9 protein-coding genes are annotated in these 20,190 nt (G+C 60.4%); 7 read left to right on the forward strand and 2 right to left on the reverse strand.

All coding sequences use genetic code 11. The annotated features are described in order from the left end of the window. Positions 1-98: 98 nt before the first annotated feature. The 4 genes from A3714_RS01115 to A3714_RS01130 all read left to right on the forward strand — a co-directional run bounded on the left by A3714_RS01115 (position 99) and on the right by A3714_RS01130 (position 5,940). A complete protein-coding gene (locus tag A3714_RS01115; protein WP_062815855.1) occupies positions 99-1,895 on the forward strand; it encodes an acyl-CoA dehydrogenase C-terminal domain-containing protein in 1,797 nt (598 codons plus the stop codon). Between the two features lie 134 nt (positions 1,896-2,029). Continuing rightward, positions 2,030-3,508, forward strand: coding sequence for a DUF945 family protein (locus A3714_RS01120; protein ID WP_063509213.1), 1,479 nt, complete (start codon positions 2,030-2,032; stop codon positions 3,506-3,508). Positions 3,509-3,607: 99 nt separating this feature from the next. Next, the gene (locus A3714_RS01125) at positions 3,608-3,979 is read left to right on the forward strand and encodes a YbaN family protein (RefSeq protein WP_063509212.1); all 372 of its coding nucleotides are present in this window, start codon (positions 3,608-3,610) and stop codon (positions 3,977-3,979) included. Between the two features lie 185 nt (positions 3,980-4,164). Continuing rightward, complete coding sequence (locus A3714_RS01130) at positions 4,165-5,940, forward strand: acyl-CoA dehydrogenase C-terminal domain-containing protein (protein ID WP_063509211.1); 1,776 nt, start codon at positions 4,165-4,167, stop codon at positions 5,938-5,940. A gap of 157 nt (positions 5,941-6,097) precedes the next feature. Here A3714_RS01130 and A3714_RS01135 read toward each other — a convergent pair whose 3' ends face one another. Together A3714_RS01135 and A3714_RS01140 are read right to left on the reverse strand one after the other, a co-directional pair. Further along, positions 6,098-6,733, reverse strand: coding sequence for an endonuclease (locus A3714_RS01135; protein ID WP_063509210.1), 636 nt, complete (start codon positions 6,731-6,733; stop codon positions 6,098-6,100). Between the two features lie 106 nt (positions 6,734-6,839). Next, entirely contained in the window at positions 6,840-7,451 is a 612-nt protein-coding gene (locus A3714_RS01140) for a TetR/AcrR family transcriptional regulator (RefSeq protein ID WP_063509209.1), read from the reverse strand. 228 nt (positions 7,452-7,679) lie between these two features. Between A3714_RS01140 and A3714_RS01145 the strand changes: the two genes are divergently transcribed. From A3714_RS01145 to A3714_RS01155, 3 genes are all read left to right on the forward strand, one after another. Further along, on the forward strand, positions 7,680-9,338 hold the full coding sequence (locus A3714_RS01145; RefSeq protein WP_063509208.1) for a multidrug ABC transporter permease/ATP-binding protein: 1,659 nt from the start codon (positions 7,680-7,682) through the stop codon (positions 9,336-9,338). Positions 9,339-9,378: 40 nt separating this feature from the next. Then, entirely contained in the window at positions 9,379-9,579 is a 201-nt protein-coding gene (locus A3714_RS01150) for an MbtH family protein (protein ID WP_063509207.1), read from the forward strand. Positions 9,580-9,612: 33 nt separating this feature from the next. Then, positions 9,613-20,190 (forward strand): non-ribosomal peptide synthetase (locus A3714_RS01155; RefSeq protein ID WP_063527144.1); only part of this gene is annotated, 10,578 nt, incomplete at its 3' end.

Raw genomic sequence — 20,190 nt, forward strand, 5'->3', positions numbered from 1 at the left:
AGAGGGGGGATTGAGGCCTGACCTAAGATTAGCGTCCCAAATAGCTGGCGAGCCCACGGCCCGCCTCATTGTCACCGATGATTTTAGGGAGATTTGAGATGCCGGATTACAAGGCTCCCCTGCGCGATATGCGCTTTGTGCTGAATGAAGTCCTGGACATTGATGGCCATTACCAGGGCCTCGGTCTGGAAGAGGTTAACAGCGAACTGCTGAACGCCTTCCTGGAAGAGGGCGCCAAGTTTGCCGAGAACGAGCTGGCTCCCCTGAACCGTTCCGGTGATGAGGAAGGCTGTGGTTTCGACAACGGTGTGGTGACTACGCCGAAAGGCTTCAAGGAAGCCTACGCCAAGTACGTGGAAGGCGGCTGGCCGGCCATGGGCGGCGACCCGGAATTCGGCGGCCAGGGCCTGCCCGGTTCCGCCGGTATCGCCATCAGCGAAATGACCGGTACCGCCAACTGGTCCTGGAGCATGTACCCGGGTCTGTCCCACGGTGCCGTAGCGACCATCGAAGAGCACGGTACCGACGAGCAGAAACAGGCCTACCTGCCGAAACTGACCAGCGGTGAGTGGACGGGCACCATGTGTCTGACCGAGCCCCATTGTGGTTCAGACCTGGGCATCCTGAAGACCAAGGCCGAGCCCAACGCGGACGGCTCCTTCAATATTACCGGTACCAAGATTTTTATTTCCGCCGGTGAGCACGACATGGCCGAGAACATCGTCCATATCGTGCTGGCCCGTCTGCCTGACGCGCCCAAGGGCACCAAGGGTATCTCCCTGTTCATCGTGCCCAAGTTCATGACCGACGGTAACGGTGGCGTTGGCGAGCGCAACACCGTGACCTGTGGTTCCATCGAACACAAGATGGGCATCAAGGCCTCCGCCACCTGTGTGATGAACTTTGACGGTGCAAAAGGCTACCTGATCGGCCCGGAGAACAAGGGTCTGAACTGCATGTTCACCTTCATGAACTTCGCCCGTCTGGGTACCGCTATCCAGGGTGTGGCTCACGCCGAGCTGGGTTTCCAGGGTGGTCTGACCTACGCCAAGGATCGTCTGGCCATGCGCAGCCTGTCCGGCCCGAAAAACCCGGAAGGTCCGGCAGATCCGATTATCGTTCACCCGGACGTGCGTCGCATGCTGCTCACCTCCAAGGCGTTCGCCGAGGGTGGTCGTGCCCTGGTTTACCTGTGTGCCCAGCTGGGCGACAAGGTGAAGCTGGAGAAAGACGAAGCCGCCCGTAAGGAAGCGGATGAACTGATGGCGCTGCTGACCCCGATCGCCAAGGCGTTCGTGACCGAAGCGGGTCTGGAAGCGGCCAACCACGGTGTGCAGATCTACGGTGGTCACGGCTTTATCCGTGAGTGGGGCATGGAGCAAAACGTGCGTGATGCCCGTATCTCCACCCTGTACGAAGGCACCACCGGTATCCAGGCGCTGGATCTGCTGGGCCGTAAGGTGATGATGACCCAGGGTCAGGCCCTGCGTAACTTCACCAAGATCGTGCACAAGTTCTGCGAGAGCAATGCCGACAATGCCGACCTGAAGGAACTGCTGGAGCCCCTGGCTGGCTACAACAAGGAATGGGGCGAGCTGACCCAGGCCATTGGCATGCAGGCCATGCAGAACCCGGATTATGTTGGTGCCGCGTCCGTGGACTACCTGATGTACTCCGGCTACGTGACCCTGGCGTACCTGTGGGCGCGCATGGCAGCCGTGGCGCACGCCGCACTGGAATCCGGTGCCGGTGACGAGGACTTCTACAAGGCCAAGATCAGCACGGCCAAGTTCTACTTCAAGCGCATCCTGCCGAGAGCGGCGGGTCACAAGGGATCCATCGAAGGCGGCCTGGACTGCCTGATGGAACTGGACGCGGAACACTTCGCGTTCTGATCCGGCGTTGATGCCAGTAAAAAAACCCGCCCTCATCCGGCGGGTTTTTTTTTGACGGTAGGGGAGCGGACACCATAGCGGGCATTTTTCGCTATAGTGTCGGCACAAAAATATGACAGGGATGGGGGATATCCATGAAGAAGTTGATTGCACTGGTTCTGGTGTTGGTTGTGGCGTGGCTGGGGGCCACGTTCTATGTGGGCATGCGTGCGGAGACACTGTTTCGCGAGGAGGTCGCAGGTCTGGAAGTGATTCCGGGGCAGCGGGATATCATCGTTGATGTGTTCAGTTATGAGCGCGGGCTATTCCGCGCTAGGGCGGTGACTTGCCTGATCATTCAGGGTGAGATGGCGTCAACGGCCAACCTGGGTGCCATGTCGGGAAAAATCTGTTCTCTCAGCACGATTCACCACGGCCCCTTCGCCTGGACCGATGACGGTCTGTTTGTGGGCATTGCCGCCAGCGAGGAAGTGCTGGATTTGAGCGAGTTGCCTGCGGAAATGACGGCCATGGTGAGCGAGATTTTCCAGGGCAAGCCCCCGGTGACGGGTTATAGCCGCTATGGCTTTGACGGCAGCCTGACCATGAAAGTGGCGGTGGCGCCGGTAAACCTGGATTCGCCCATGGGTAAGGTGGTCCTTGAAGAGCTGCAGCTGGACGTGTTGCGGCCGACGGCGGGGGACTACCCGGTCAATGCCTACCTGTCACTGCAGGGGCTGGATGTGTCGTCACCGAAAATGGGGTTTGCAGTGGATTCGCTGACCGGGTCGGTGGATGTGATTGCCATGTTGGGCGGAGAATTGCCGCTGGCAAATATCAATTTTACCGGCAAGCAGCTGCGCTGGTCCCAGGGTCAGCAGCCGATGCTGGCGTTTGATCTGACCCTGCAGGGCACCACCAAGGACCACGGTGACACCCTGAGTGGCGACAGTCGGCTGTGGCTGGACCAGGTGGCCGGTCCCATGGTGCCGCTGCCCATGGACAGCGCCTATCTGGGCATGGAGTATGCCGGCCTGGACAAGCAGGCCCTGGTCAGGGTGCATGCCCTCAATCGGGAAATGGATGAAATCCAGACCCGGGCCCTGATGGGCGCCCTGTCCGGAAACGGAGAGCAGGCTGACATGGAGCAGCAGATGATGCGTATGCAGAGTCTGCTGGAGGAGATGACGCAGGTAGCCGCTGAGCAACTGCTGCGCCCCGGGGATAGTGAACTGGCATTGCAGATGCTGGTGGATGACCAGGGGGAGCGGCAGCTCACCCTGGACAGCAAGGCCCGTTACCTGGGAGTCGAGGGTGGCAACCTGCCCACCCTGGAACTGATGGCCCTGAGTGAAGAGCAGTTCCAGCAGATGCTGGATATTCAGGTGCACCTGGACATGCACCAGGGGATGGTGCCGCCGCCCTATGCCGACCGCCTGGTGGCCCTTGCCGAGCAGGGCGTTGTGGAGCGACAAGGCGAGCGCTGGCGTAGTGTGATCAATGTCGGTAACGGGGTCCTGAGTCTCAACGGTCAGCCCGTGAGCCGGACCCAACTGCAGGCACGGGTGCAGGCCATCTCCGCTCCTGACAGTGACCCGCAGGCCGAGGAAACCGAGACCCTCCAGGTCGATTGACCCGCAAAACCCGCCGTCTGGCGGGTTTTTTATTCCCCGTAAAATCGGGCATGCTGTAATTATTCTCTCGCGGGTCCATTGCCTTCTAGGAGGGGAGACATGGGGACAGTCAGAGTGCTGTGCTGGCGCTCACTAGCGATGCTGTTTGTGCTACTGGGAATGATCGGTGTGGTCGTTCCGGGCATGCCCACCGTGGTCTTCCTGCTGCTGGCGGCATGGGCCGGGAGTCACGGCTGGCCACAGCTCGAGCGCTGGCTGGTACAGCATCCCCGTCACGGGGGGCATATCCGTCAATGGCGCGAACACGGTGCCATTCCCCGCCGCGCCAAGTGTGCAGCGTCCACCATGATGCTCATCAGCATAGCGCTGATCAGTCTGTCATCGGCGCCTGATTACGTGAAAATCGGCGTGCCACTGCTGCTTTGCGGGGTGTTGCTGTGGATGTGGCGCCGGCCGGAGCCGATTGAATAGGCCAGGGGTATCGCCGATACCGAACAACGCTGTCCGATGCTCGCAAACCGTGTCTTCTCCCTCTTCCCTCCACTCGCTGCGTGATTGAAGCGTGAGGCCATGAACGGCGGGTCACAAATAACCCTGTTACCCGGCGCCCTGGCTGCCTAAAATTTGCGCCCTGCCAACTTTCAGGAGATGTGCAAATGGCGACCTATAAAGCGCCCCTCGAGGACATGCGTTTTGTTCTCAACGATGTGTTCAAAGCGGATCAGCTGTGGGCTTCCATGCCTGCCACCGCCGAGGTAACCCGCGACCTGTCCGACGCCATTCTGGAAGAAGCGGGCAAGATGACCGAAGGCCTGTTGTTTCCGTTGAACCGTAATGGTGATGAGCAGGGTTGTACCTGGAATGACGGGGATGTGACCACCCCGGACGGGTTCAAGGACGCGTTCAAAACCTTTGCCGAAAATGGCTGGAGTGCGTTCTCCGGTAATCCGGAATTCGGTGGCCAGGGCATGCCCAAATCCTTGGCGGTGCTGTTCGAGGAAATGATGCACAGCGCCTGCTCGTCTTTCGCCCTGTATCCCGCGCTGACCAGCGGTGCCTGCCTGGCCATCGATGCCCACGCCAGCCAGGAACTGAAAGAGCAGTATCTGCCCAAGCTGTACAGCGGTGAGTGGAGCGGCACCATGTGCCTCACCGAGCCTCATTCCGGCACGGATCTGGGGATCCTGCGTACCAAGGCTGAGCCCAACGACGACGGTTCCTTCAACATCACCGGTACCAAGATCTTCATCACCGGTGGTGAGCACGACATGACCAGCAATCATATTCACCTGGTGCTGGCGAAACTGCCGGATGCCCCGGCCGGTTCCAAGGGCATTTCCCTGTTCCTGGTGCCCAAGTTCCTGCCCGACGCGGACAACAATGCGGGCGAGCGTAATGGTGCTACCTGTGGCTCCATTGAGCACAAGATGGGCATCAAGGGTTCCGCTACCTGTGTCATGAACTTCGACAGCGCCAAGGGCTGGATCATTGGCGAGCCCAATCAGGGTCTGGCGTGCATGTTCACCATGATGAACTACGAGCGTCTGTCCATCGGCCTGCAGGGTCTGGGCCTGGGTGAAGTGAGCTACCAGAGCGCCGTGGACTACGCCCGCGAGCGCCTGCAGGGCCGCAGCGCCACCGGCGCAAAAAATCCCAACGGCCCGGCGGACCCGATCATCGTTCACGGTGACGTACGGCGCATGCTGATGAACATGCGTGCCATCAATGAGGGTGGCCGTGCCCTGGCTGCCTACGTGGGCATGCAGTTGGACACCGCCAAGTTCAGCGACGATGCGGACGCCAAGAAAAAGGCGGAAGACCGGGTTGCGCTGCTGACTCCGGTAGCCAAGGCTTTCTTCACCGATCGCGGTCTGGATACCACCATCACCGGTCAGCAGGTTTTCGGTGGCCACGGTTATATCCGTGAGTGGGGCATGGAGCAGTTCGTGCGCGACTGCCGTATTTCCCAGATCTACGAAGGCACCAACGGCATCCAGGCGCTGGACCTGGCGGGCCGGAAAGTGGCCCGTAATGGCGGCAAATCCGTGGAAGCCTTCCTGGCGGATGCCCAGGCCTGGGTTGAAGAAAACAGCGGTAACGGCCAGCTGGCTGCGATCAGCAACGAGCTGCAGGCGGCACTGACCCTGCTCAAGGAGGCCACCGACGAGCTGCTGTCCCAGGCGGGTAACAACCCGGACGCGATCAGCGCTGCCGCCGTGGAGTATCTGGACCTGTTCGGTTACGTGCTCTACGCCTGGCTGTGGGCACAGATGCTGGCGGCCACCGACGGTCGGGATGACGACTTCGCCAAGGCCAAGCGTATTACCTGCCAGTACTACTTCCAGCGCATCCTGCCCAAGGCCCATGCCCTGTTCGCCCAGATCAAGAGTGGCGCGGATACCATGATGGGTCTGGACGGCGAGTGGTTCTGAGTGAAAAGTTGAAAGTGCAACGTTAAAACGCGGGAGAGGTTATCCCGTACTGAAAACCAAGAGGCCGCGCCCAGTCCCTGGGCGCGGCCTCTTGTGTTTAGTGAAACCAGTGCGTTTTTCCGCGGTTCAACTTTACACCGTTGACGTTCAACGGCCTCTACGGAAACTGCATATTCAATGGAGAGCTTGCTTCCAGTGATTCCGCCCGGTTCGGTTCATCGATAAAGGGGTTGCGGTTGCCCTGAACCTGTTCGATCACGTTGTTGCGGCGACGTTCCTCGTCATCCACCGGGTCATCCCGATTCCAGCGCTGGTACATTTCCAGCGTTCCCAGCAAGGGGATGTCGTAGCGGTCGTACAGATAGAGCATGGCCCTGGCCACATCGCCCTTGGCGGACCGGGGTGGCTCGAAAACCTGAAAGGCCTGTTTATAGCCGCATTGGGAGTCGGTTGCTGTGGTGGCAGGCAGATCACCCAGCAGGGTTCGGCGCCGGTCCAGTTCGGCGCGGCGGGTTACCGGGAACAGGCTGTGGCGATCCCGTGTTGCATTGGCGAACTGCTGGTTGCTCTGGCAAAGGCGGCTGGTGCGGCAGCCAAAGTGTTGAGCCAGTCGGCGTTCATCATAGATATGTTCAACAGAGACCCGATCCCCGGGCTGAAACGCTTCCTGGCAATAAAGCGTCTTGCCGCCATTGGCATACACCTGTTGCAGGAATTGTTGTTCAGGTGGATCGCCATAGCTGGCGGCTACTGGCAAGAAAAATGCCAATAGGACCAGTGAAAACTTGTTCATATTGTGAGTCCCGTCACATGTCTTCTCTTGCCATCTTAGCCCCCAAAGGCAGAGTGACAGCTAACTACAATGTATACCGGGGAGATGGAAGGTGCCAATGGTCGGACTAGCGGTTGTCTAACAAGAGCGCCACGCAATCGCCAATATGTGCGTCAATCGCACTGTCTGGCGGCATTCGCTCCGGGGATAAAAGCGCGCACAGCTGGAACTCGGCTTTCACCATACCCAGGAACTGACGGGCAGTGTGCGGGGTGGGCAGTGAGGCGGGTAATTGCCCCTGTCGTTGCAGGTGATCCAGATATTTCTCCAGCTCATTGAGCAACAACGCCGGGCCCGCCAGATACGCGCTGCGAGCCAGTTCCGGAAAGGCCGGTGCCTGGGTGATCAACAGTCGGTACAACTCCAGGTTGACCGGTTCCAGCAACGCAAACACGAAGTTGCGGGCAAGCACGGTCAGCCCTTCCCGCGCCGGCATCCCGGTGACATCGATGGCGCGGACGTCCTCAACCAGCTTGTCGGTGTGATAGCGAATCACCGCACCGAACAGCCCCTGTTTGTCACCAAAATAGTCATAGAGGCTGCGCCTGGAGCCGCCGGCCCGGGCAATGATCATGTTCAGAGTCGTGCCTTCGTAGCCATGCTGCAGGAACGTTTCCGTGGCGGCTTCGAGAATGGCTTGCTGACGCTTCTGGCCGCGCTGGCTAAGGGGTTGTTGCATGAAAGGGCCGACAAGTGAACAGGAAAAAAGGGTCCGGGCACCGGGTTTTCGTCAAACGGGTCACCCTATTGTGCCCTGCGGGAGCAGGCAGGTCAGCAGTGGGTACCGGTATGTCCATGATAGCCGTCACATCCGGGCAAAGGGTCATCATTTTATGGTTGATATATAAATAAGAATCAATATCATTGCGATTCGTTTTTGTATCAGCCATGGAGGCGGACCACTGTCATGACCTTGCCGGGTTTGCTGTTTTCCGGTCGCAAAGCAACCTTTGTGGCTGTCGTTGTGCTCAGTGTGCTCAGTGCCTTGCTGAGTGTGGCCGTGCTGGCATTCATCAGTCAGCGATTACTGGCCGGAGGGGCGGAGCTGGGCATGGTGTTGGTGCAGTTTGCCCTGCTGCTGCTGGCGTTGTTGGCCACAGCCACCGGCGCCCAGGTCACTCTCCACCGGCTGGGGCATCGCATGGTCTATGGCCTGCGGCGCGATCTGGTGCGCCGTGTGTTGGCCACGGATATTGAGCAACTGGAAAAGGTGGGGGGGCCGCCTCTGCTGGCGGCACTCAGTACCGATACCCGTAATCTCACTATCGCTTTTGTGCATCTGCCCGAGCTGGTTTACGGCGCCGCGCTCAGTGTGGCGGCTCTGAGCTGGCTGGCCTGGCTGTCGCCGGCCCTGTTTGCAGTCACCGTGGTATGGCTGGTGGCGACCGCAGGGATGGGCATCTGGCTGGTGGGGCGGATCAACTTTCATGTGGGCAAGGTACGGGAGGGTGATGATCACCTGTACCAGGATTACCAGGCCATGATTGATGGGCGCAAGGAGCTGGCTCTGAACCGCGCCCGGGCGGCGCGTTTCTACCAGGAAGAGTTTGACGATCACGCCCGTGCCTACCGTGACCACGTCACCCGCGCGGATATTTTCAATGGCGTGGCCGGCAATATGGCCAATGTGCTGATGCTGGCCCTGATCGGCGTGCTGTTCTATCTGGCGTCCGGGCTGGGCTGGGCCAGCGCCAATACCGCTTCGGTTTTTGCGCTCACCATTCTGCTGTTGCGCACCCCCCTGATTGGCGCTGTGGCCGCATTGCCCACCCTGCTGGCGGCGCGAGTGTCCCTGAAAAAGCTTGCCGGGTTGCAGTTGGCAGAAGGGAATACCGACTTTGCGCCGAAGGGGGAGTCACTGGCCGGTTTCAAGCAGTTGTCACTGAAGGGCGCCTGCTACCGTTATCCGGATCAGGATGGCGTGGCCGGATTTGAGGTCGGTCCGCTGGACCTGACCGTAAAGCGGGGTGAGCTGATTTTTGTCCAGGGGGGCAACGGCAGTGGCAAGAGCACCTTTGCGCGGCTGCTGACCGGTCTCTATCGCCCCCTGCAGGGTACCTTGAGCGTGGATGGCCAGCCCATTACCGAAGACAACCGGGTCGCTTATCGACAGCTTTTTTCCTCGGTCTTTACTGACTTCTACCTGTTCAATCGCCTGTTGCAGGGTGACGGCGCCGAGGTGCGCGTCGACGAGGTGGACGACTGGCTGAAGACCCTGGGTATGCAGCACAAGGTGCGTCAGGCGGATGGGCGGCTCAGTGACATCCGGTTCTCCCAGGGGCAGCGCAAGCGGCTGGCGTTGCTGATGGCGGTCATGGAGCAGCGCGACTGTCTGTTACTGGATGAATGGGCGGCGGATCAGGACCCGCAGTTCCGGCAGTTTTTCTACCACGCGTTATTGCCGCGTCTGCAGGCACAGGGCAAAACCATTATTGCCATCACCCACGACGATCATTACTTCGACCGGGCGGATCGGCTGTTGAAAATGGACGCCGGCCAGCTCATCGAGCTGGACGGTCAGTCCGCCAGACACAGCGTGCACGCCCTCCGTGAAGCCGGGGCCTGACTCCCGGCGCAACGGACCGTGCCGACAAGGCGAGGAAACCATGAGTATTGATAACTCCGATACCGAATTTCACGTGGTCATTAACGACCAGGAACAGTACAGCATCTGGCCTACCTACCGTCCCGTTCCTGCTGGCTGGCAGCCCGTGGGGATCAGTGGCAACAAGGCTCACTGCCTGGAGCATATCAATCAGGTATGGACCGACCAGCGCCCCAGGCGTCTGCGCGACGCTCAGGCCTGATTCTCTGTCACGCAATTTTGTAAAGGAGCTGACATGACCGGGTCTGCTTCCCTGTCTGCCCGTCCCGGGCCGCATTGGGCGCCGCTCTCCTACTCCCAGCAACGCTTGTGGGTGTTCAGTCGGTTATCCCCAGACAGCACCGCGTACAATCTGGGAGGTCTTTTCTGGCTGGAAGGGGAGCTGGATATTTCGGCGCTTCAGGCCACCATGAATGTGGTCTTAGCCCGTCACGATATCCTCCGTGTCAGGTTCGCGGAATTTGACGGCCAGGCCTGGCAGACCATTGACGCCCACCAGGACAGGGCGCTGGTCATCGATGATGTCAGTGATCAGCCAGACCCGGTAGCGGCCACCTATTCACTGGCTAGCCAACAGAATGCCATGCCTTTTGATCTGGCGGTGGGTGGGCTGTTGCGCTATCGCCTGGCCAGTCTGGGCGATATCAATGGCAAGCCGGTCCACGCCTTGATGGTCTCCCTGCATCATATTGCCGGCGATGCCTGGTCTCTGGGTGTCTTTATGCAGGAGTTTTTCCTTGTCTATAACTCTCTGCGTGATGGTCGTGAGATGCCGCTTCCTCCGCTGGAAAGACAGTACCCGGCTTTTGCCGAGGAGCAGCAACAGTGGCTGACCGGTGAGACGGCAGCGCAGCAACTCGCATACTGGCAAGAGACCTTGCAGCATGAAGGCGAGCCACTGGCATTGCCTTCGCTGAAAAATACCGCAGCAGCGCAGAAAGCCTGTTTTCGTGATTTTTCCCTTTCTGTTCAACAAAACCAGGCGTTGAAAGCGCTGGCCTCCCGGCAGGGTGTCAGCCGCTTCACCGTGTTGCTGGCCGTTCTGGAATACCTGCTTGCCCGCATCACGGGACAGGATAACGTGCGGGTGGGTGTGCCCAGCGCGAACCGCAATGGATCCAACAATGGGTTGATCGGTTTTTTTGTGAATAACCTGGTGGTGCAGGGGACGCCTCGTCCCGGTGACATCGTCAGTGAATGGATTACCCGCATTCACCAATCCCTGGAAGGCGCCAAGCAGCACAAGGAGCTGCCGTTCGAAAAAGTGGTGGATCGACTTTGTCCGTCGCGAAGTCAGGGGCGCCATCCTTTATTCCAGGTGGCGTTCAATTATCGCCAGCAGGGCGCGGGCATGAGTCTGAATCTGGGCAACCTCGTCGTCCGGGTAGAGGATCTGCCGGTGACGGAAACGCCGTTCGATCTGGTGCTGGATGTATGGCCGGATCAGCAAGGCGGCCTGGGTCTGCGCCTGGTGTATGGTGACGGAGCGCTGGATGAGCGTATTGCCGATTGCCTGCAGGCCGGGTTCGAGAGCCTGCTGGAACAGTTTCTGGAAGATGCCTCCCGAACCTTGTCCGCACTGACGATCCTTTCCGATGGGGATCAGAAATGGCTGTCTGCCCGGGAACAGGGCCAGGGTGAATGGCAGGCAACCAGTATGGTGTCCCTGTTTTCCCGGCAGGCCGCCGAGCAGGGAAATGCCATTGCCCTGGTGCATGGCGATACCCGGGTTTCCTTTGCCGAGCTGGAAGCCCGCTCCAACCAGCTAGCCCGTTATCTGATCGAACAGGGCGTCGCCGCCGATGAGGTGGTGGGTGTTTCCTTCGAGCGCGGCGTCACCATGATCGAAGCCTTCCTGGCGGTGATGAAAGCCGGCGGCGCCTTCCTGCCGCTGGACCCGGGGTACCCTGCGGATCGTTTGCGTTACATGCTGGAAGACAGTGGCGCCAAAAGGATGCTGACTTCCTCGAGCCTGATTGAGGTCTTGCCGAGGGTCGATGCGGTGACACCGGTGGCAGTGGATGAGTTGTCCCTGGATAGGTATGCCTATGGGCCGGTCCGCAACCAACCGCATCCCGACCAGCTTGCCTACGTGATCTACACCTCCGGTTCCACCGGCAAACCCAAGGGAGTGGCACTGACCCATGGTGGCCTGTCCATGCATGTGCAGACCATCGGGCAGCGCTACGGCATGACGCCGGAGGATGTGGAACTGCAGTTTGCCTCCATCAGTTTCGACGGCGCCGTGGAGCGCTGGACGGTGCCGCTGGCCTTCGGCTCCCGGGTGGTGATTCGCGATCAGGAACTATGGAGTGCGGAAAAATGTTGCGAGGTGCTGGAAAAAGAAAACGTCACCATCGCCTGTTTCCCTCCCAGCTATGTGGGGCCGTTACTGGATTGGATCGAGCAGGAAAAGCCTGAACTAAAGGTCCGCTCCTGGACCCTGGGGGGCGAAGCCTTTACCCGGGAAACCTTCGAGCGCATGCAGCAGGTGCTCAAGCCGCAGCGGATTCTTAACGGCTATGGGCCTACGGAAACCGTGGTCACGCCCATGCTGTGGGCGGCCTATCCGGGGGATACGCTCACCAGTGCTTACGCCCCTATCGGAACCGCCGTCGGCCCTCGAAAACTCTATGTGCTGGATCAGGATCTTAATCGTGTTCCTGTTGGTGTGGCCGGTGAACTCTATATCGGTAATGAAGTGGGGCTGGCCCGTGGCTACCATGACCGCCCGGATCTGACCGCCGAACGCTTTCTCCCCGATCCTTTTGGTGAACCGGGAGAGCGCATGTATCGCACCGGGGACCTGGTGCAATTCCGCGACGACGGCGTCATGGAATACCTGGGTCGGGTGGACCAGCAGGTGAAGATTCGCGGCTTCCGCATTGAGTTGGGGGAAATCGAAAGCCGCCTGCTGGCCTTCGACACAATTCGCGACGCAGCGGTGGTAGCCCAACCATCCCCCACCGGTGATCGCCTGGTCGCCTACATCGTCCCACGCCCCCCTGTAGGAGCGGCGCTCGAGCCGCGAATCGACACTGATGCGATCCTGACAGAGCTGTCCCGCACTCTGCCGGACTACATGGTGCCCAGCCAGTTGCTGACCCTGGAGCAACTGCCCCTGACCCCGGCGGGCAAGGTTGACCGCAAAGCCTTGCCGGAACCGCAATGGCAAACCACTAGCCAGGGCGAGCCCCCACAAACCGACAACGAAAAAATTCTCGCCGATATCTGGCAGCCATTACTGGGCGTGGAAACCGTCAGCCGTGACGATCATTTCTTTGCCCTGGGCGGCGATTCCATTCTGGCGTTGCAGATCGTCAGCAAGGCCCGCCAACAGGGGCTGGCGCTGACACCCAAAGACCTGTTTGAGCAACCCACTCTGCGTGCATTGGCAGCGGCCGCCCAGGTCGTGACGGGCAATGCGGCCAGTCAGGAACCGTTGTCGGGTCTGGTTGGTTTGCTGCCCATCCAGCAGCGTTTTATCGAACAGCGAGGCCTGTCCCTCTGCAATCAGTACATCCATTTTTCCGTCCAGGACGCGTTTGATCCCGAGCGGTTGGAGATGGCATTGCAGATGCTGGTGGCCCAGCACGATGCCTTGCGCCTGCGCTTTTCCGCCACCGATCCGCAACAGGCGGAGTGTGTGGCAGAAAGCACGCGCCCCTTGCTGCAGGTGGTTGAAGCCCGCAGTGAGTCCGACATTTCTCATGCCATGGCGGCGGCGCAGGGTGGGCTTGGCCCTGCCGACGGCAAGGTGCTGCAGTCGCTCTATATTGTTGGGGATGCACCGCAACTGCTGTTGACCCTTCACCATCTGGCCGTGGACGGGGTGTCCTGGCGAATCCTGCTGGAAGATCTGTTCAGTGCTTACCAGCAACTGCAGCAAGGAGGCGACGCCAGTCTGCCGCGCAAGACCCATAACCTGCAGGACTGGCGCCAGGCACTGAACCAGCATTTCGTTCCCGAGGCCGAGAAAGAACTGCCGTACTGGCAGCAGGCTACACAAACCCTGGCGCCCCTGTTTCCGGTGCATCAAGACTCGGCGCCTGCCCGGTTCGAGTGTCAGACCCATGCGAAGACATTGCGTCGTTGGGTAAAAAGTGCGGACCGTTATGCGTCACTGAATCTGGAAGAATTTCTGTTGATCGCGCTGGCCGGGACGCTGGCGGATTATTGTGGCCGCGACACGGTACGTATCCATCGGGAAAGCCATGGCCGTGCCGACAGTCATGCCGGTCTGGATCTGAGCCGCACGGTGGGCTGGTTCACCAGCCTCTACCCCCAGCGACTGGATTGTCAGGGGGATCTGGCTGCATCCATCAAATGGCAGAAAGAACAACTGCGCCAACCTGCCCATGGCGGCCTGGGTTATGGCCTGCTGTGTCAGCAGGGCAAGCTGGCGGACGCGGATCACCACCTGGACGTGCTGTTCAACTATCTGGGCCAGTTTCGCCATGACTCCCTGCCGGGTGTCAGCGTCAGGGAGATGGGCCTGTGGCAGGCGCCGGATGCCCCGGCGGATGCGCCACTGACCATCAACGCGGATCAGCAGGAGGGCGCGCTGCGTCTGCGTATCGACGTGGATGGCAAGGGTGTGTCCCGGGAGCAGGGTGAAGTGCTGGTCGCCCAATGGCTGGAACAATGCGAACGGCTGGCCTGCCATTGCGAGCAGGCGCCGCCGATCCTGACCCCGGCGGATATGCCGCTGGCATCCCTGAGCCAGTCGCAACTGGATGCGTTACCGTCACGGCCGGAGCAGATTCTGCCCCTGTCACCCTTGCAGTCCGGCTTGCTGTTCCATTCCCGTTTGAGTGACCGCAATAGCACCTATGTGAACCAGTTGATACTGCCACTGACGGGACTGTCGCCGCAGCGGATGAAACAGGCCTGGCAGCAATTGCTGCAACGCCATGCGGTGTTGCGCACTGCGCTGCTGCCGGATTACCTGACGGAACAGCGCCATCAGGCAATCTGGCCAGGGGATCAGGTTGTTCTGCCGTGGCAGCAGGTAGACCTGCGGTCGCAAGGTGATGCGGATCGCTACTGCCAGCAATTGCTGGAGCAGGGGTTCGATCTGGAAAACCCGCCGCTGTGGCGGGTGGACTTGCTGCGGACCGACGACGAAACCTGGCAGTGTGTCTTTACCCTGCACCATATTCTTATGGACGGCTGGAGCACCGGGGTGTTGCTCACCGAGCTGATGGCCCTGTATCACGGCCATTCCCTGCCTGCTGCCCCGAAAGAGTATGGCGTGTACCTGCGTTGGCTGCAGCAGCAGGACCGGGATGCGACACGGGCGTTCTGGCAGGACTATCTCGCCCCCCTGCAGGCGCCCACTCGTCTGGTGGAGTCGGTAGGGTCGAAAGAGAAAGGTGCCTTCCGTCGTCATCCCATTACCTTCGACGAGGCCACCAGTCGGGCCCTGCGTCAGGCGGCTCGCGACAAGGGGCTGACCATCAACACCCTGGTACAGGGAGCCTGGGCCCGGGTGCTGGGACAATTTACCGGACAACGTCGGGTAGTGTTCGGTAATACCGTGGCCGGTCGCCCGGCGGAACTGGCCGGCAGCGACAGCATGCTGGGGCTGTTCATCAATACCCTGCCGATGACCGTACCGCTGGATGGCGACCAGCCCGTGGATCAGTGGCTGGAGGCATTGCAGGCGGACAATGCTTCCCTGCGCGAATACGGTCATGCGCCGCTGTTCGAGGTGCAACAGGAGGCCGGCTGGGGTGGGGAAAGCCTGTTCGATACCTTGCTGGTCTTCGAAAACTATCCGCTGGATGAAACCCTGCTGGGTGGCGATCACAGCGGCCTGCAACTGGGCACGCCGACCAGTCATGAGTTTACCCACTATCCGCTGACCGTGGCGGTGTTGCCCGGTGAACATCTGGAGATGCTGTTTGCCCATGACACGGGCGCCTTGCCGGTGGCATTGGTGGACCGTATGGCGACCGCATTCAGGCAGACACTGTTGTCACTGGCAGAAAGTCAGGATGGCCCGCTTGCCGAACTGGATAGCCTCGGTGATGACCTGTTTCGTCTGCAAACCTGGGGAGAGGGCTGCGGTGAATGGGCCCCCGACAGTTTCGTGTCCCTGTTTGCCCAGCAGGCGTCAGCAAGGGGGGATGCCATTGCCCTGGTGCATGGTGACACCCGTGTCTCCTTTGCCGAGCTGGAAGCCCGCTCCAATCAGTTGGCCCGTTATCTCATCAAACAGGGTGTCAAAGCCGATCAGGTGGTGGGTGTTTCCTTCGAGCGCGGCGTCACCATGATCGAAGCCTTCCTGGCGGTAATGAAAGCCGGCGGGGCTTTCCTGCCGCTGGACCCGGGGTACCCTGCGGATCGCTTGCGTTACATGCTGGAAGACAGTGGCGCGAGTCTGTTGCTGACCTCGTCGAACCTGATGGATGTCCTGCCGTCGGTTGCGGCCGTGCAACCTGTGGCGGTGGACCGGTTGTTGCTGGATGGGTACGCCTATGGCCGAGTGAATAACGGTCCCCATCCGGATCAGCTTGCCTACGTGATCTACACCTCCGGTTCCACCGGCAAACCCAAGGGAGTGGCTCTGACCCACGGCGGCCTGTCCATGCACGTGCAGACCATCGGTGAGCGCTACGGCATGACCCCGGAGGATGTGGAACTGCAATTCGCGTCCATCAGTTTCGATGGGGCTGTGGAGCGCTGGACGGTGCCGCTGGCCTTTGGCTCCCGCGTGGTCATCCGTGACCAGGAACTATGGAGTGCGGAAAAATGTTGCGAGGTGCTGCAAAAAGAAAACGTCACCATCGCCTGTTTTCCACCCAGCTATGTGGGGCCGTTACTGGATTGGATCGAACAGGAACAGCCGGAACTAAAGGTCCGCTCCTGGACCCTGGGGGGCGAAGCCTTTACCCGGGAAACCTTCGAACGCATCCAACAGGTGCTGAAACCGCAGCGCATTCTGAACGGCTATGGCCCCACGGAAACCGTGGTCACGCCGATGCTGTGGGCGGCCTATCCGGGGGATACGCTGACCAGTGCCTACGCCCCCATCGGTACCGCCGTCGGCCCTCGAAAACTCTATGTGCTGGACCAGGATCTCAAACGGGTTCCGGTTGGTGTGGCCGGTGAACTCTATATCGGTAACGAAGTGGGCCTGGCCCGCGGTTACCACGGCCGCTCGGACCTGACCGCCGAACGCTTTCTTCCTGATCCGTTCGGTGAACCCGGCGAGCGCATGTACCGCACCGGCGACCTGGTGCAATTCCGCGACGACGGCGTCATGGAATATCTGGGCCGGGTGGATCAGCAGGTGAAGATCCGTGGCTTCCGCATCGAGCTGGGGGAAATCGAAAGCCGGCTATTGGCGTTTGATCAAATTCGCGAGGCAGCGGTGGTGGCCCAGCCCTCACCGGCGGGTGACAGGTTGGTTGGCTATATCGTGCTACGCGATCCGGCAGGAGCTGCGCTCGAGCCGCGAACCGAGATCGAGACCATTCTGGCTTCTCTGTCCCAATCCCTGCCGGACTATATGGTCCCCAGCCAGTTAATGACGCTGGAGCAACTGCCGCTGACCCCGGCGGGCAAGGTGGATCGCAAGGCGCTGCCGGAACCGCAATGGCAGGGCAGCAGTGAGGGTGACGTACCGGAAACCGATAACGAGAAAATTCTCGCGGAAATCTGGCAGCCATTGCTGGGCGTGGAAACCGTCAGCCGTGATGACCATTTCTTCAACCTCGGGGGTCATTCACTGCTGGCCGTACAGATGGTCAACCGTCTGCGCCATCAGTATCAATTGGACCTGCCGCTGAACCGCATCTTCGAGCAACCGGTTCTGAAGCACTGTGCCGCGTTGTGTCAGTCCGTTGCTGCCATGCCGGCAATCCGGCCGGTGCCGCGCAGTGGTGATCTTCCCTGTTCCGCAGCGCAGCGACGGTTGTGGTTTGTGCAGCAACTGGAGCCGGGTAACGGGGCGTACCATATGCCGCTGGGCCTGGAGGTGCGTGGTGAACTGCATCGCGATGCCCTGCAACAGGCGCTGAATATTCTGGTGGCCAACCACGAAAGTTTACGCACCCGTTTTGTGGATGCGGGTGGGGCTCCACGTCAGCGCATCCTTGATGACGCGGTTATCAAGATTCAGTGGCAGGATCTGTCGCAGGAAAATGCCCCGGAATCCGCTGCAGAAAAAGTGCAACATCAGGTGCTGAATCAGCCGTTCGATCTGGCCTGTGACAACCTGTTGCGGGTGCTGGCCATCAAGCTGGCCGATCAACGCTACCACCTGTTGCTGGTGCAGCATCACATCATCGGCGACGGGGTTTCCATGCAGTTGCTGCTGGCGGAGCTGAGCGAGCTGTATCGGCAAGCCCATCAGGGCGATGCCCTAACGGCATCGCCCGCAAAAATTCAGTACGCGGATTATGCCGCCTGGCAGCAACAATGGTTGGACAGCGATGAGGCCCGCGCCCAGACCCGATGGTGGGTGGAGCAGTTGGGTGATGGGGGCGAGCCCCTGGCCCTGCCCACGGATTTTCCACGAAGCGACAGGGCAGACGGCGCCCGCCAGCCGATTCGGTTTACCGATGAACAATTGGCCGGGTTGAAACTGCGTGCCGGGGAACTGGGCTCCACCGTATCCACTTTGTTGCTCAGTGTCTGGCAGACATTGCTGCACCGTTACAGTGGGCAGTCACAGGTGCGTGTGGGTGTACCGGTGGCCGGTCGACTGCAGGCGGAAACCGAAACCCTGCAGGGCTGCTTTATCAATACGCTGGTGATTCCGGCGGACTTTGATCAGCCGCAATCCTTTGCCGAACAGGTGGCGGCGATTCAGCAATTTATCGGTGAGGCCCAGGGCCGCCAGGCGCTGCCCTTTGAAGGTCTGGTGGACGCCCTGGCTGTGGACCGAAATCTGGATCGCCATCCGCTGTTCCAGGTGGTGTTCAACCACCAGCGACTCAGCCAGAACTTTGCTCCGCAGTGGCCGGAAGCGTTGGTGACGCCCTTTGATCCCGGTGCGGCGGGGGCGCAGTTTGAACTGGCCCTGGATATTCTTGAAGACGAGCAGCAGCTACAGGGCTTTGTCGGCTACGACACCGGCCTGTTCAAACCGGAAACCATTGCCCGTTTGCGTGAACATTTTGGTCTTCTATTGGAGGCATTGCTGCACGATCCACAGCAATTGCTGGCGGATATCGATCTGCTTACCGATGAAGAAATCCGCGCGCAGCAGACCTTCAATTACACCCGGAAACGCTGGGGTGATTTTACTGCGGTTCCCAAACGGTTAAGCCTGCAGGCACAGAAAACACCGGATGCCATTGCGCTGACCATGGGCGAGCAACAGCTGTCCTATGCGCAATTGGATCGCCGGGTAAACCAGCTCGCCAATCGTCTGCGCCGCGCCGGCGTGAAAGAGGAGGCGCGGGTGGCCATCGGGCTGCCCCGTTCTCTGGAACTGGTGATCGGCATCCTTGCCATCACCCGTGCCGGTGGAGCCTATGTGCCGCTGGACCCGTCCTATCCACAGGATCGTCTGGCCTACATTCTGGATGCTTCTGCGCCGGCCTTGCTGCTGACCCATAGCAGTCTGCTGGCAAGCTGGCCGCAGGCGGTGCCCATGTGGTGTCTGGACGAGCTGGATGTGAGCGACCAGCCGACCACACCCCCGGTGGTGCAATGGCACCCGGACCAGGCGATCTATGTGATCTATACCTCCGGGTCCACTGGCAAACCCAAGGGCGTGCTCAATACCCAGGCGGCCCTGGAAAATCGTTTGCTGTGGATGCAGAGCGAATATCCCCTGAATGATCGCGACTGCGTGTTACAGAAGACGCCGTTCAGTTTCGATGTGTCCGTGTGGGAATTTTTCTGGCCATTGATGGTGGGGGCGCGACTTGCCGTAGCCCCGCCGGAGGCCCATGCGGATCCGGTGTGGTTGCAACAGGTGATGGCGGATGAAGGCGTCACCACGCTGCACTTTGTGCCCTCCATGCTCAACGCCTTCGTGAGTGCCACCGGCCTGCAGGACCTGCCGCATCTGAAGCGACTGATCTGCAGCGGCGAGGCGCTGGATAGCGAGCTGCAGAAGACGGTCTTTGCGGCACGGGATGATGTGCAGCTGCACAACCTGTATGGCCCCACGGAAGCGGCCATCGATGTGAGCTACTGGCGATGCCGCTCTGAAGCGGGTCACACCGTGCCCATCGGTGCGCCGATCAGCAATATCCAGCTGCATGTGCTGGACACCGATCTCAATCCGGTGCCGAGGGGGATTCCCGGTGAACTGTACCTTGCCGGGGTGGGCCTGGCCCGGGGCTACTTCGGCCGCCCGGACCTGACGGCGGAACGATTTCTCCCCAATCCCTTCGGGAAGCCGGGAAGCAGAATGTATCGCACCGGCGATCAGGTGGTGCAGCGGGCCGACGGCATTCTCGAATATTTGGGCCGCCTGGATCATCAGGTGAAGATTCGTGGCCTGCGCATCGAGCTGGCAGAAATCGAGCAACAGCTCAAGCAGCAGCCGGATGTGGACGACGCCGTGGTGGTGGCCCATCCCGGCGAGGCGGGGGATCAGCTGGTGGCCTATGTGGCCGGCGAATCCGATAACCGGGAGGGTTGGCAGCAGGCCCTGGCCGGTGCCTTGCCCGAGTACATGGTGCCGTCCCTGTTCATGGTGCTCGAAAAGATGCCCCTGTCACCCAACGGCAAGCTGGACCGCAAGGCCCTGCCGGCCCCGCAATGGCAGGCCCGGGAATATCGTGCGCCGCAAACGGAGACGGAACAGCAACTGGCGGGCCTGTGGGAGGAACTGCTCGGCCAGTCT

The sequence above is a fragment of the Alcanivorax sp. HI0007 genome (assembly GCF_001635525.1).
Taxonomy (GTDB): Bacteria; Pseudomonadota; Gammaproteobacteria; order Pseudomonadales; family Alcanivoracaceae; genus Alcanivorax.

Coding starts and splice junctions, on each gene's coding strand:
- A3714_RS01115 (WP_062815855.1), top strand. CDS start 99: ATGCCGGATTACAAGGCTCCCCTGCGCGATATGCGCTTTGTGCTGAAT.
- A3714_RS01120 (WP_063509213.1), top strand. CDS start 2,030: ATGAAGAAGTTGATTGCACTGGTTCTGGTGTTGGTTGTGGCGTGGCTG.
- A3714_RS01125 (WP_063509212.1), top strand. CDS start 3,608: ATGGGGACAGTCAGAGTGCTGTGCTGGCGCTCACTAGCGATGCTGTTT.
- A3714_RS01130 (WP_063509211.1), top strand. CDS start 4,165: ATGGCGACCTATAAAGCGCCCCTCGAGGACATGCGTTTTGTTCTCAAC.
- A3714_RS01135 (WP_063509210.1), bottom strand. CDS start 6,733: ATGAACAAGTTTTCACTGGTCCTATTGGCATTTTTCTTGCCAGTAGCC.
- A3714_RS01140 (WP_063509209.1), bottom strand. CDS start 7,451: ATGCAACAACCCCTTAGCCAGCGCGGCCAGAAGCGTCAGCAAGCCATT.
- A3714_RS01145 (WP_063509208.1), top strand. CDS start 7,680: ATGACCTTGCCGGGTTTGCTGTTTTCCGGTCGCAAAGCAACCTTTGTG.
- A3714_RS01150 (WP_063509207.1), top strand. CDS start 9,379: ATGAGTATTGATAACTCCGATACCGAATTTCACGTGGTCATTAACGAC.